The sequence below is a fragment of the Streptomyces sp. NPDC058008 genome, from assembly GCF_042886395.1.
Classification (GTDB): domain Bacteria; phylum Actinomycetota; class Actinomycetes; order Streptomycetales; family Streptomycetaceae; genus Streptomyces.
On sequence record NZ_JBHVQX010000014.1, the window covers coordinates 40,632 to 55,026 of the forward strand.

The following is a 14,395-nucleotide window of genomic DNA, read 5'->3' on the forward strand; positions in this document are numbered from 1 at the left end:
CCAAGGAGTGCCGTGGGCGTCAGCCTCAAGGACGTTGCGCAACGGGCGGGCGTGTCCATCAAGACCGTGTCGAACGTGGTGAACAACTATCAGCACGTCACACCCGCCATGCGCGCCAAGGTGCAGCACGCGATCGACGAGCTCGGCTACCGGCCGAACCTCACCGCCCGCCATCTGCGCAAGGGACGCACCGGCATCATCGCCCTCGCCGTCCCCGAGTTCGGCAACCCGTACTTCGCGGAACTCGCCGGAGCGGTCATCGACGCCGCCGCCCGGCACGAGTACACCGTCCTGGTCGACCACACGGCCGGCCTCAGGGAGAAGGAGCTCCTGGTCAGCCAGGGTTTCCGGTCCCACGTGATCGACGGTCTCATCCTCAGCCCCATCCACCTGGAGCCCGAGGACCTCATGGCGCGCACCGAGACGGCGCCCCTGGTCCTGCTCGGCGAGCGCGAGTACGAGGCGCCCTACGACCACATCGCCATCGACAACGTGGCGGCGGCCCGCGCGGCCGTGCGCCACCTCGTCGCCCAGGGGAACCGGAGGATCGCCTTCCTCGGATCGCGCACCGGCCAGGAGCGCCAGCCCGCACACCTGCGTCTGCGGGGCTGGCGCGAGGAACTCGCCGCCGCCGGCCTCACCCCCGACGAATCCCTCGTCGTGGTCACCGACGGGTACGGCCGCGAGGACGGCGCCACCGGCATGGCGCGACTCCTGGACCGCGAGGACCGGCCCGACGCCGTGTTCGCGTACAACGACCTCATCGCCATCGGCGCCATGCGGACCATCACCGAACGCGGCCTGCGGATCCCGGACGACATCGCCGTCGTCGGCTTCGACGACATCGAGGAGAGCCGCTACACCACCACCACCCTGACCACCATCGCCCCGGACAAGGAGGCCATCGCCCGCCTCGCCGTCGACAGCCTCGTCGGGCAGCTGGCGGGCGAACCGGTGGCCGAACCGCGCAGACCACGCCCCGGCTACCGCCTCGTCGTCCGCGAATCCACCACGTCCGGGCCCGGATCCGGCCACACCGAGGACCACTGATGCCGCGCCCCACCGTGCACCGCACCCCGTTCGGATCCGTCCAGGGGACCCGGACCGACCTGTGGACCCTCGACAGCGGCACGGGTGTCCGCGCCGAGATCCTGACCTACGGCGCGTCCCTGCACCGCCTCACCGTGCCGGACACCACGGGCGCAACCGCGTCCGTCGTCCGGTCCCTCACGACCCTCGACGACTACACGGCCGAACACCCCTACTTCGGCGCCGTCGTCGGCCGCTACGCCAACCGCATCGCCCGCGGCCGCTTCGTCCTGGACGGCACCGAACACCACGTCCCCGCCAACGACCGGGGCCACGCCCTGCACGGGGGACCCGACGGCTTCCACACCAAGGTGTGGGAGGCGGTATCCGTCCCGGGCGACGACAGCGCGTCCGTACGGCTCAGCCTGCACAGCCCCGACGGCGACATGGGCTTCCCCGGGGCACTGGACGCCACCGTCACGTACACCCTGGACACGGCGGGCACCCTGGCCGTCGACTACGCCTCGGTCACCGACCGCCCCACGGTCGTCAACCTCACCAACCACGCCTACTTCGACCTGGCCGGGCACGACGACGTCCTCGGCCACCGCCTGGAGGTCGACGCCGACCTCTACCTGCCGGTCGACGACGACGGCATCCCCTCGGGCCCGCCCGCCCCGGTCCGCGGCACGCCGTTCGACCTCACCGTGCCACGGGTCCTGGGGGAACGGCTGGGCGTCGAGGACGGACAGCTGCGGGCCGCGGGCGGCTTCGACCACTCCTGGGTCCTGCGGGACTCCGACGCCGTCCTGCGCCGCGCCGCACGTCTCACCGCACCGGACGCCGCCCGGATCCTGGAGGTGTGGACCACGGAGCCCGGCATCCAGGTCTACACCGCCAACCAGCTCGACGGCTCGTTCACCGACGGCGCCGGCCGCCGCCACGAACGGCACGGCGCGGTCTGCCTGGAGACCCAGCACCTGCCCGACTCGCCCAACCGGCCGGACCTGCCCAGCACCGTGCTGCGCCCCGGCGACACCGCGCGCAGCCGCACCGAGCTGCGCTTCCCGCACCTCGGGAACGGGCCGCACGCCGAAGCACCCTGACACACGGCCGCCGCACCGCGGCAACGGTGCGGCGGCGGGTGCGAGGGACGCGCCGCCGCACGTCCCCCGCACCCGGGGCGTCGGCCGGTCACTTCAGGTAGGCGCCCGCCGTACCGATCTTCCCCGGGGCCGCGTTCCTGCCGCCGAGGTCGAGGACGTACACCCGGAGATTGCCCTTGCCCGGCGCCGGGACGGCGAGCGTGCCGCCCGTCACCACCCGGGTGTCGCCCGTGACCGCGTCCTTGTACGTGCCGTTGGGCACGCCCGTGTACGTGGCGCCGCCCGAGACCGTCACCAGCGCGAAGCTGTCCGTGCCGCTCGCCGCGTCGGTGTAGCGGCGCTTGTACGCCATCGAGCCGGTGATGCCCTCCGTGGAGTACTGCCCCATCTGCAGGGCGGGCACCGCACGGCGGATCTGGTTGAGCCGCTGCACGTGCTTGACCAGGGGCTTCGACAGGGTGTCGGCGACCGCGCCGGACGCCGAGTCGACGGTGCCGAAGTCCGACGCCCTGACGTCGCCCGCGAGGTGCCCGCCGAAGTACGCCCGGCCGGTCGTCGCCAGCGGGCAGCTGGGGCCGCAGTCGATCTTCTTGCCCGCCTGGAACTCGATCTCCGAGCCGTAGTACAGCGTGGGGATGCCCCGGAACGTCCACATCAGCGACATGTTCTCGGCCCAGGCGTCGGTGCCGCCCGCGTACCGTTCGCTGCTCTTGTTGGGGCCGTAGTCGTGGCTGTCGACGTACACCACGTTGTAGGTGGCGTCGTTGTAACTGTCGTCGGAGTCCTTGCCGTTGCCGTAGGCGTTGGTGGCGTCACCGAAGTTCATGTGCATGCGCATGTCGATGACGTTCATCCCGGAGAAGCGGCTGTGGTCCGGGGCGTGGTAGCTGTTGCCGTCCAGGAAGGCGTTGGCGGAGGTGGGCTGGGAGCCGGTGCCCTGCTGCTGCTCGTAGTCGTACATCTCCAGCGCCGCCTTGCCGTCGTCCGCGCTGTACTCCTTGCGCTCCTTCCACGTGTAGAACTGCGCCGAGTGGTTGACCGAGCCGCGGTTCCACTTGTCGTTGACGAAGGCGGCGACCTCGCCGAAGACGAAGAAGTTCTTCGCCGCCTCCGCGCCGAACCGCTGGGTGACGCGCTCCTGGATGGCCGGCAGGAAGCGGCGGTTCCAGGTGGTGCGGGGGATGTGCACGGCGGTGTCGACGCGGAAGCCGTCCACCCCCATGTCGATGTACTTGTCGTAGGCGCCTATCAGGTAGTTCTGCACGGGCGCGCTCTCGGTGTCGAAGTCGGCGAGGTCCTCGTGGAGCCAGCAGGAACGGGAGTCCTCGCCCTCCCAGTTGCCGATCCAGCAGTTGTGGTAGTACGCCTTGGGGAACATGCCCGAGGTGGGACTGGGCCACTGGCAGTTGTAGATCCGGTAGCCCTCCGGCGAGGTGTACTGGGTGGGGGTGCCCCAGTTGACGCAGGTGTTGCCCGAGGGTTCGGCCGTCGACCACAGGTCGCCGTTGTAGTACGACTTCCCGGACTTCGGCTCGACCGTCAGTCCGTCGTACTCGAAGCCGTCGTTCCCCTCGTCGTAGTACCAGCTCCACTGGGCGTCACGGACCCCGTACGTCTTCGGGGTGAACAGCCCCTTGGCGCCCCAGCGCGAGGAGTGGTTGTAGACGACGTCCTGGTAGATCTTCATGCCCTTGGCGTGCGCCGCGTCGATGAGGTCCTGGTACGAGGCCCCGGCGGACTCGAGCCGGGAGTCGACCTCGTAGAAGTCGTAGCCGTGGTAGCCGTGGTAGTCGTAGTCGGAGCGGTTCAGGACCACGGGGGTGATCCAGACGGCCGACATCCCGAGGCCCTTGATGTAGTCGAGCTTCTCGACCAGGCCCTTGAAGTCGCCCCGGAACATGGGGTCGTCGTTGGCCGCGTTGCCCGACTTCACGTGCTGGCTGCCGCCCCGGTTGTTCGAGGGGTCGCCGTCGTTGAAGCGGGCGGTGAGCACGAAGTAGATCGGGTCCTTGCGGGGGTCGGTGCCCAGCGGCTTCCCGGCGGCCGGGGCCGTCGGCTTCTCCCCGGTGGTCACGGTGGCCGGGGCGGAGGCCGCCGAGACGTTCCCCGCGGCGTCGACGGCCCTGACGGTGTAGCTGTAGGCCGTCCTCGCCTCCAGACCGGTGTCGGAGAACACCGTGGAGCCCACGTCGCCGACCATCGTGCCCTTGCTGCCGCCCGTCCGGGTGACCTGGTACTTCGTCACACCGCGGTCGTCCGTGGAGGGGTCCCAGGTCAGCACGACGGACACCCCGTCCACGCTCGCCGACACCTTCGACGGGACGGTGGGGGCCTGGGTGTCCGGTGTCTCGGCGGCACAGGGGTCCCCGGCGCCGGCGGTGACCTTCCGGTCCTTCACCGTGGTGAGGCCGGCGGGGAGGGTGTAGTCGGCCCCGTTGTTGTTGTCCCAGACGCCGTTGCCGTTGTTGAAGGCCGCTTGCAGGGAGGCGGCGGTCCCGAGGTCCACCGACCTCTTCACCCAGCCGGTGCAGGCCGGCTCCATGCCCACGCCGGGCACGGTGGTCCACGCGCCGCCGGCCGGCCTGTAGTGCAGATTGGTGGTCGTCCAGCCGACCGTGGCGGTCGAGTAGTAGACCGAGGCCGTGCGGGTCCCCCCGGGTTCCGTGCCGCTCTCCGCGCAGGGGTCGCTGTGGGCCACGACGCCGTCCTTGACCGTGACGGAGCCGGTGCCCAGGGCGTAGTTCTTCCCGTTGTTGTTGTCCCAGACGCCGGCGCCGTTGTTGAACGTCGCGGCCAGGCCGGCCGCGCCGCCCAGGGGGACGGTCAGCTTCACCCAGTCCGTGCACGCGGCCTCCATGGCCGTACCGGGCACGGTGGTCCAGGATCCGCCGTCGGGCGCGTAATGCAGCCGGTAGGCGGACCAGTTCCTGGTCTTGGTGTAGTAGAAGACGGTGGCGGAGGATTCCGGCGCGGACGCGGCCGCGGGCACGGCCTCGTCCGGGGTGGAGGGGGTGGGGCCCGGCGTCAGGAGCCCGAGCATCACCGTCGCCGCGACGGCCGCCGCCGCGGGGCGTCCGAGCAGCCGGACAGGGGTGCGTCTCATGCGTGTGTCTCCAGGGGAGGGCCGCGGGCGGGTGGACCGCGGCTGCCGTCAGCACGGCCGCTCCGCGAGCGGTCGCGAGGATCCCGCCGGAGAACCCGGACGCGCCTCGGGGTTCGGGCGAGCAGTGCGCTCCGACAGCAATTCCTGTCAGAACTTTTCTGCAATCTCTTGCACCCAGGAAGTTACCGGTGCATGACAGGTCCGTAAAGAGGCCGCGCACCGGTGACGCGACGAAGGACGGGAGGAACGAGGGGGCGGTGTACGGGCGTTCCGCCACTCGCCGCCCGCTCCGCCGATGCGGCGGTGGCGTTGCGCGGCTACGCGCTCGGCACCCCGGGCCGGGCGGCCTCGACCGGGCCGTCCGCCTCTCCCGCGCCGGGCATGTGCGGTGGGAGCGCCCGGGGAGGCCCGAACGGTCCGGGGGAGAACGGGAGTCGGCGCCGGCCTGGTCACCGGACCGCCCGGCGGAAGCGGGCCGCACGCCCCGGTGCGGGCCTCACCCCGCGTGCGGTCCCGGCCGGATCCGGTTCCGGGGGTGCGCGGGGTGTCCGGAGCCGGGGTGCCGGATGTCCGGGGGCGGGCGTTCAGCCGTGGGGCGGCGGGGCCGTGCTGGCCCGGACGACCAGACGGGTCGGCACCAGGGTGGTCCCGCGTTCCGTCGTCTCGCTGCGGATCTGCCGCAGCACCCCGTCCACGCACAGCCGGCCGATCTCGGCGAAGTCCTGGTGGACCGTGGTCAGCGGCGGAAGGAACGACGCGGAGTCGGCGATGTCGTCGAACCCCACGACGCTGACGTCCTCGGGCACCCGCCTGCCCCGCTCGTGCAGCGCGCGCAGAACGCCCAGGGCCATCTGGTCGTTGGCCGCGAAGATCGCGGTGCAGGCGGGGTCCGCCGCCAGGGCGAGCCCCGCCGCGTAGCCCGAGGCCGCGGACCAGTCGCCCCCCACCGGAGGCGGAACCGGGCGCCCCGCCGCCTCCAGGGTCTGCCGCCACGCCTGGGCGCGGCGCTGCGCCGCGAACGACTCGGCGGGACCGGCGACATGGACCACGCTGCGGTGGCCGAGGTCGAGCAGATGCTGCACGGCCGCCCTGGCGCCCCCCGACTGGTCGGTGTCCACGACGCTGTAGCGGTCGCCCGCGTCGGAGTCGGCGACCACGACATGGGTGTGCGGCGGCAGCGAGATCGCGGCGTCCAGCAGGCGGACCTCCATGATCACGATGATGCCGTCCACGACCTGTTCGCCGAGCACCGTGACGGCGCCCCTGACGCTCTTGCTGGTGGGCGTCGCGACCGGCAGCAGGGTGATGGCGTAGCCCTCGTCCGCCGCGGAGGCCGAAATGGCCTCGAGTGTCCGGACGTTGCCCGTCGTCGCCAGAGTGAAAAGGATCACCCCCAGCGTGCGGAATTTCCCGCTCTTGAGAGCCCGCGCGGCGCTGTTGGGCCGGTAGTTGAGCTCCTTCATGGCCGTGAGGACGCGCTCCCGGGTGTCCTCGGACACCACGGAATGCCCGTTGGACACACGGGAGACCGTCTGCGAGGAGACTCCGGCCAGGCGCGCGACATCAGCCATGGAGGCTTCCTTGCGAGGAGGTCTGTCCATGGCTTGTTCCTGTCCCTGCACTTCGTCTGCCTCCGTCGTGACTCCGCGAGCCTTTCACCGTGTGTGGGGCGCTCCTGTGGCCGTCGGGCCGTCATTTCCACTGATCACCGCATGCGTCCTGAAGACGTTCCGAAGGGGGACGCGCCCTGCCGCCGCAACGGGTCCGGCCGGTTCCGGGCACGGACCGAGGGTTCGGGCATCGGCATTTCTACCACTTTCGGCCGACCGGTGCCGACGGGCGGGTGCCCCGGTGACGGGGGTGCCGTGCGGCGGCCGTGCCGATGGTGGGACGATCTCACGAACTCGTCGCCGTCAAACGGAATCCCGGCCTTGACCGTAGGTGAAGAGGGCGTGTAGACATCGTCCCACCGATAAATGTTTACGTAAACATCGGTCTTCTCAAGCACAGCGCCTCCACGATGTCCGGTGTCTCCATCCGGCCGGGGCCATGCTCAACGCCGGAACAACAGGAGTACCCATGACGGCCGTTACGCCGATCACGACCGGACGCCGCCCACCAGCCGCACGCTCCCGCAGCCGCCGCGGACGGGTCGGCTGGATCTTTGTAGGGCCCTTCATGGCCGTGTTCGCCCTGGTCTTCCTCGCTCCGATCATCTACTCGCTGTATCTGAGCTTCTTCCGGGACCAGTTGGTCGGCGGCACCTCGTTCGTCGGCCTGGACAACTTCCAACGGGCCTTCGGGGACGAGAAGTTCTGGGAAGCCGTGGGCCGGGTGGTCCTGTTCCTCGCGGTGCAGGTCCCCGTCATGCTCGGGATCGCCCTGCTCATAGCCCTGGCGCTCGACAGCGGCAGGCTCTACGGCAAGAGCTTCTTCCGGATAGCCGTCTTCCTGCCGTACGCCGTCCCCGCCGTCGTCGCCACACTGATGTGGGGCTTCATCTACGGCACCCGCTTCGGGCTCGTGGGGAACATCAACGACGCCTTCGGCGTGACGCTGCCCGACCCGCTCTCGCCCTCCCTGGTGCTGGCGAGCATCGGCAACATCGTCACCTGGGAGTTCATCGGCTACAACATGCTGATCTTCTACTCGGCGCTGCGGGTCGTCCCCAAGTCCCTCTACGAGGCGGCCGAGATCGACGGCGCGGGGCAGTGGCGGGTCATCACCGCGGTCAAGATCCCCGCGATCCGGGGTGCGCTCGTGATCGCCACGATCTTCTCGGTGATCGGCAGCTTCCAGCTGTTCAACGAGCCCAGCATCCTGCAGAGCCTGGCGCCCAACGCGATCACGACCTACTTCACGCCCAACCTCTACACCTTCACGCTGTCGTTCTCCGGCCGGCAGCAGAACTACGCGGCCACGGTTTCCCTCGTGATGGGCGTCGTTACTATGATCATCGCCTACGCGGTACAGCTGCGCGGCATGCGAAAGGAGGCGTGAGCGATGAGCGCCCCTTCCTTCACCGCCGAACAGACGCCCCGTCGGCGGACCTCCCACCGTCGTGCCCCGGCCATCCGCCACACCCGGCACACGCCCGGCCGGCCGCGACGCAGCGTGGTGCTCACGCTCCTGATGTGCCTCACCGCGCTCTACGCACTCCTGCCGCTGGTCTGGCTCGTCATCAACGCGACCAAGACGCAGAAGGGTCTCCTCGACTCCTTCGGCCTCTGGTTCAGCGGTGACTTCGCGCTCTGGGACAACATCTCGCAGACGCTCACCTACGACGACGGCATCTTCGTCCGCTGGTTCCTCAACACCCTGCTGTACGTGGTCGCGGGTGCCGGCGGTGCGACCTTCCTCGCGGTGCTCGGCGGCTACGGCCTGGCGAAGTTCGACTTCACGGGCAAGCGGGCCGTGTTCGCCACCGTCATCGGCGCGGTGGCCGTGCCCGCCACGGCGCTGGCGGTCCCCACCTTCCTGATGTTCAGCAAGATGGGGCTCACCAACACGCCCTGGGCCGTCATCATCCCGTCGCTGATCTCACCGTTCGGGCTCTACCTCATGTGGGTGTTCGCCGCCGAGGCCGTCCCCACCGAGCTCCTGGAAGCGGCCAGGGTGGACGGCTCCGGCGAACTGCGGACGTTCTTCCGCGTCGCCCTCCCGCTGCTGACCCCGGGTGTCGTGACCGTACTGCTGTTCACCATGGTGCAGACCTGGAACAACTACTTCCTGCCCCTGATCATGATCAAGGATCCGGACTGGTACCCGCTGACCCTCGGTCTGGACGCCTGGAACGAGCAGGCGTCCACCGCGGGCGGCCAGCCCGTCTTCAACCTGGTCATCACGGGCTCGCTGCTGACCATCGTGCCGCTGATCATCGCCTTCCTGCTGCTCCAGCGATACTGGCAGTCCGGACTGGCGGCAGGCAGCGTCAAGGGGTGAGCCGCTCCCCGGCCTCGTCGGCCACCGAATCTCCGCGCTCCGGGTCCGGTTTCCCCCGGCCACCGACCGGCGCGGCGTTCCACCCCTCTCCACCCCCGCACCCCCGTGCGGGTGTTCCACGGTTCGTGCACCACCCTCACCACAACGGAGTGAAGCAATTATGAGAACCATGACCAGACGCGCGATGCGTGGCGTCGGCCTGCTGTGCGCGGCCGCGCTGAGCCTCACCGCGTGCGGGTCCTCCGACGACGCCGCCTCCTCGGACAAGACCGTCTCGGGAGGCGACCTCAGGGCTGCCCTCAAGGAGGGCGGCTCCATCACGGTGTGGGCGTGGGAGCCGACGCTGAAGCAGGTGGTCAGCGACTTCCAGAAGGAGTACCCCAAGGTCAAGGTGAAGCTGGTCAACGCCGGTACCGGCAACGACCAGTACACCGCCCTGCAGAACGCCGTGCAGGCCGGATCCGGCGTGCCGGACGTCGCGCAGGTCGAGTACTACGCCCTGGGACAGTTCGCACTCGGCAAGTCCCTCGAGGACCTCAGCCGTTACGGCGCGGGCGACTTCAAGGACGACTACTCCCCGGGCCCGTGGAACGCGGTCACCGTCGAGGACGCCGTGTACGCCCTGCCCATGGACTCGGGCCCGATGGCGCTCTTCTACAACAAGAAGGTTCTGGACAAGCACCAGATCGCCACGCCCACCACCTGGGACGAGTACCTCGAGGCCGCACGTGCCCTGCACGCCGCGGACCCGAAGGCGTACATAGCCAACGACACCGGTGACGCCGGGTTCACGACCAGCATGATCTGGCAGGCCGGCGGAACCCCCTTCAAGACCCGTGACACCGACGTGACGGTCGACCTGGCCGCCGACAAGGGTGTCGTCGCCTTCACCAAGGTCTGGCAGAAGCTGCTCGACGAGAAGCTCCTCGCGCCGATCGAGAACTGGAGCGACGAGTGGTACAAGGGTCTGGCGGACGGCACGATCGCCACGCTGTCCACCGGCGCCTGGATGCCCGCCAACTTCGTCTCGGGCGTCGAGTCCGCCTCGGGTGACTGGCGTGCGGCCGCCCTCCCGCAGTACGAGAAGGGCGGCGAGGTCAGCTCCGAGAACGGCGGCAGCTCCCTCGCGGTGATGAAGGCCGGCAAGAACAAGGACCTGGCGTACGCGTTCAACGAGTACGCCAACCACTCGGAGGGTGTCCAGGCCCGCATCGCCGGCGGCGCCTTCCCCGCCACCACCAAGGACCTCTCGTCCCCGTCGTTCCTCGACACCACCTTCCCGTACTTCGGCGGCCAGAAGGCGAACGAGATCTTCGCCCGGTCCGCCACCCAGGTGCCGGAGGACTGGTCCTACCTGCCTTTCCAGGTCTACGCGAACTCCGTGTTCAACGACTCCGTCGGCAAGGCGTACGTCTCCGACACCAAGCTGGTCGACGGGCTGAAGGAGTGGCAGAAGGCTGCCGTCACCTACGGCAACGACCAGGGCTTCAACGTCAACAAGTGACGTCCGGAGCCTGAACAGGCTGAGGGCGGTCGCCCGACCGGGCGGCCGCCCTCAGCCGTACTCGCACCTCGTATCCAAAGGATCAACATGAGCCCCGCCTCCCAGCGCCACTGGCTGCGCCCGCCCTCCGACGACCGCACCGCGAGCTTCGCCTACGGGGCCGACTACAACCCGGAGCAGTGGCCGCGCGAGGTGTGGAAGGAAGACGTCCGGCTGATGCGCGAGGCCGGGGTCACCATCGTCTCCGTCGCCATCTTCTCCTGGGCACGCCTGCAGCCGGCCGAGGACCGCTGGGACTTCGACTGGCTGGACGAGGTGCTCGACCTGCTCCACGACAACGGGATCGCGGTCGACCTCGCCACCGCCACCGCCTCGCCGCCGCCCTGGCTCACCACCCTTCACCCGGAGATCCTGCCGGTCACCCGCACCGGCGAGACCCTCTCGCAGGGCGCGCGACAGCACTGGCGGCCCACCTCGCCCGTCTTCCGCAGATACGCCCTCGAGCTGGTCGAGGTCATGGCCACCCGCTACGCGGACCACCCCGGTGTGGTCGCCTGGCACATCTCCAACGAGCTCGGCTGCCACAACATCTACGACTACTCCGACGACGCGGCCCAGGCGTTCCGCGACTGGCTGCGCGCCCGCTACGGCACCCTGGAGGAGCTCAACCGCGCCTGGGCTACCTCCTTCTGGTCGCAGTACTACAGCGACTGGGCGCAGATCCAGCCGCCGCGACTGGCCGCGAGCCACGCCAACCCGACCCAGCAGCTCGACTTCAAGCGCTTCTCCTCCGACGCACTCAAGGACTACCTGCGGGCCGAGCGCGAGATCCTGCGCCGCATCACCCCCGAGATCCCCGCCACCACCAACTTCATGGTGATGGGCGGCACCAAGGGCATGAACTACCCGGAGTGGGCCGAGGAGATCGACTTCGTCTCCAACGACCACTACGCCCACCCCGGACCGCAGCGCCTGGACGAGCTCTCCTTCTCCGCCGCCCTCACGCACTCCATCGCCCAGGGCAGGCCCTGGTTCCTGATGGAGCACTCCACGAGCGCGGTCAACTGGCAGCCCGTCAACGTCGCCAAGCGTCCGGGCGAACTCGCCCGTGACTCCCTGGTCCACGTCGCCCACGGAGCCGACGCCGTCTGCTTCTTCCAGTGGCGCCAGTCCGCCGCCGGAGCGGAGAAGCACCACTCCGCGATGGTGCCCCACGCCGGCGCGGACAGCGAGGTCTTCCGTGCGGTCGCCGCCCTCGGCCGGACCCTGGAGACGCTCACCCCGGTCACCGGCTCCGTGCGGGAACCGGCTCGCGCGGCACTCGTGTACGACTGGGACTCCTGGTGGGCCGTCGAGCGCGACTCCCAGCCGTCCTCCCTGGTGGACTACCGGCAGGAAGCCCTCGACTGGTACTCCGCCTTCCTGGCCCTCGGCGTCCGGGTGGACGTCGTCACGACCTCGGCCGACCTCACCGGGTACGACTTCGTCGCCGCCCCCCTCCTGCACGTCGTCCCCCAGGCCCTCGCGGCCCGGCTGGAGGCGTACGTGCGCGGAGGCGGCCACCTCGCCACCACCTACTACTCGGGTGTCGTGGACGAGAACGACCATGTGCACCTCGGCGGTTACCCGGGGGCGCTGCGCGATCTGCTGGGCATCCGCATCGAGGAGTTCGGCCCGCTGCTGGAGGGCGCGGACGTACAGCTCGACAACGGTCTGACCGGCACCCTGTGGACCGACCGGATCGACCTGACCGACCCCGAGGTGGAGGTGCTCGCGCGGTACGGGAACGGGGACCAGGCGGGGCGTCCCGCCCTCACCCGGCGCGCCCTGGAGGAAGGCGGCTCCGCCGCCTACGTCTCGACGCGTCTGGGCAGCTACGGGCTGGCCGACGTGCTGCGCCCGCTGCTGTCCGGGGCGGGCGTGCCCAGCGAGCTTCCCGCCGACGTCCGGGGACGGGTCGAGCTGACCGTGCGCACCGACGGCTCACAGGCGTACTGGTTCCTCGTGAACCGTACGGACGAGCCCGTCGCCTTCGGCGCGGTCGACGGAGAGGCCCTCACCGGGCCTTCGCCGGACACCGACGGCGGCCTGGTCCTTCCGCCGCGAGGGGTCTCCGTGCTCCGTGTGGCGTCCGGGGCCACGCCCTTCCCCGCCGCCGCGCTCTCCGGGCAGGCGGCAGGCTAGCGGCCCCGCGCTCCGTGCGCCCCGGGGGACAGGACCGTCGTCCCCCGGGGCGCGCCGCGTCGTGCGCCGGTCCGTCCACCCGGGCCGGGGCTCCCGTGCGGCGGGGCCGAATGGGCCTGCCCGGTACCGAACGTTGCGCTGTCCGGCTGACGCGGCTCAGGACCGCGGGGGATGTGGACGAAGGGTCAGGTGTTCGCACGTCGCGGGCCCGAGCGTCCGCGATCCGCTCCACCACCCCAAGGGAGAACGCATGCGCCTGCGCGCCCGCTGGGCACCAGCCGCTCTACTGCTGATCGTCCCCCTGATCGGCACCACCACGGCCACGGCCGACACCGCCGAACCTCTCGTGCCGCTGCAGAAGTCGGACCGGGCCGTGCCCGGCCAGTACATCGTCACCCTCGCGCCCGACCAGAAGCCGGCCGCCATGGCCGAGCAGCTCGGTGTCAGCACCCTGTTCACCTACGGCAAGGTCCTGCACGGCTTCGCCGCCTCGCTCACCCCCGCACAGCTGGAGCAGGTGCGCGGCGACGCGAGCGTCCAGGCCGTCGAGGAGAACAGCGAGGCATCCGTCTCGCCGCCCGCGGCGAGTACGGCGGCGGGGCGGCGGGCCGTGGCCGGGAGCTGGGGGCAGGACCGCATCGACCAGCGGAACCTGCCGCTGGACGGCATGTACGACGTGAACGGCACGGGCAAGGGCGTGACCGCGTACATCCTGGACACCGGCATCGAGTCCGCCCACAGCGAGTTCGGCGGCCGGGTGGGCGCCGGGTACGACGCGATCGGCGACGGCCGCAACGGCGAGGACTGCAACGGCCACGGCACCCATGTGGCCGGGACCGTGGCCGGGGCGACGTACGGCGTGGCGCCCGGCGCCTCCCTCGTGCCGGTGCGGGTGCTCAACTGCGAGGGGTCGGGCACCTGGGCCGGGATCATCGCCGGCCTCGACTGGATCGCCCAGAACGCCGAGCAGCCGGCCGTGGTCAACGCCTCCCTCGGCGGGCCCGCGTCGTCGGCCGTCGACGACGCGTTCGACGCGCTCGCGTCGGACGGCATTCTGCCCGTGGTCGCGGCGGGCAACGAGAACCAGGACGCCTGTGACGTCTCCCCGGCCCGCGCCGACGGCGTGCTCGCCGTGGGCGCGAGTGACGACCAGGACCGGCAGGCGACCTTCAGTAACTGGGGCACCTGCGTGTGGCTGTACGCCCCCGGGGTGGACATCGTGTCCGCGAAGCTCGGCGGCGGTTCGACGAAGCTGAGCGGTACGTCGATGGCGAGTCCCCATGTCGCCGGCGTGGCCGCGCTCTACAAGGAGCAGAACCCCGACGCGGCGCCGCAGGAGGTCGCGGACCGGCTCGCCGCGGAGGCGACCCCGGACGTCCTGACGGGTCTGGGCTCCGGCTCGCCCGACCGGCTGCTCTACACCGGCGGTCTCTGACCGGCCCGCGCCACCGGAGCGGGGTCCGCGTTCTGCGGGCCCTGCTCTTTTGCGCGCCGTGGAACAGGCCCTTTCCGGCAGCTTGCGCTGCA

The 14,395-nt window shown here is 70.5% G+C and carries 9 protein-coding genes; 7 read left to right on the forward strand and 2 right to left on the reverse strand.

The features are described 5' to 3' along the window. Nucleotides 1-12: 12 nt before the first annotated feature. Together ACFVS9_RS16045 and ACFVS9_RS16050 are read left to right on the forward strand one after the other, a co-directional pair. On the forward strand, nt 13-1,050 hold the full coding sequence (locus ACFVS9_RS16045) for a LacI family DNA-binding transcriptional regulator (protein ID WP_383112981.1): 1,038 nt from the start codon (nt 13-15) through the stop codon (nt 1,048-1,050). Then, a complete protein-coding gene (locus tag ACFVS9_RS16050; protein WP_389932709.1) occupies nt 1,050-2,135 on the forward strand; it encodes an aldose epimerase family protein in 1,086 nt (361 codons plus the stop codon). Before ACFVS9_RS16045 ends, ACFVS9_RS16050 begins: the two co-directional genes overlap by 1 nt. Before the next feature lie 88 nt (nt 2,136-2,223). On the opposite strand, the gene ACFVS9_RS16055 is transcribed toward ACFVS9_RS16050, so the two are convergent. Together ACFVS9_RS16055 and ACFVS9_RS16060 are read right to left on the reverse strand one after the other, a co-directional pair. After that, entirely contained in the window at nt 2,224-5,238 is a 3,015-nt protein-coding gene (locus ACFVS9_RS16055; protein ID WP_389932712.1) for a carbohydrate binding domain-containing protein, read from the reverse strand. A 584-nt stretch (nt 5,239-5,822) separates the two neighbouring features. Beyond that, nucleotides 5,823-6,809, reverse strand: a complete 987-nt coding sequence (locus ACFVS9_RS16060) for a LacI family DNA-binding transcriptional regulator (RefSeq protein WP_383112984.1) — start codon at nt 6,807-6,809, stop codon at nt 5,823-5,825. Between the two features lie 508 nt (nt 6,810-7,317). Here ACFVS9_RS16060 and ACFVS9_RS16065 point away from each other — a divergent pair. The 5 genes from ACFVS9_RS16065 (at nt 7,318) to ACFVS9_RS16085 (ending at nt 14,303) form a co-directional block, all read left to right on the forward strand. Then, entirely contained in the window at nt 7,318-8,238 is a 921-nt protein-coding gene (locus tag ACFVS9_RS16065; protein WP_383112985.1) for a carbohydrate ABC transporter permease, read from the forward strand. Nucleotides 8,239-8,241: 3 nt separating this feature from the next. Then, on the forward strand, nt 8,242-9,180 hold the full coding sequence (locus tag ACFVS9_RS16070; protein ID WP_389932716.1) for a carbohydrate ABC transporter permease: 939 nt from the start codon (nt 8,242-8,244) through the stop codon (nt 9,178-9,180). A 160-nt stretch (nt 9,181-9,340) separates the two neighbouring features. Next, nucleotides 9,341-10,684, forward strand: coding sequence for an ABC transporter substrate-binding protein (locus tag ACFVS9_RS16075; RefSeq protein ID WP_383112987.1), 1,344 nt, complete (start codon nt 9,341-9,343; stop codon nt 10,682-10,684). Between the two features lie 87 nt (nt 10,685-10,771). Next, nucleotides 10,772-12,868 carry a beta-galactosidase gene (locus ACFVS9_RS16080; RefSeq protein WP_383112988.1) on the forward strand — a complete coding sequence of 699 codons (2,097 nt, stop codon included), beginning with the start codon at nt 10,772-10,774 and terminating at the stop codon, nt 12,866-12,868. A 250-nt stretch (nt 12,869-13,118) separates the two neighbouring features. Beyond that, complete coding sequence (locus tag ACFVS9_RS16085) at nt 13,119-14,303, forward strand: S8 family peptidase (protein ID WP_383112989.1); 1,185 nt, start codon at nt 13,119-13,121, stop codon at nt 14,301-14,303. Nucleotides 14,304-14,395 lie beyond the last annotated feature (92 nt).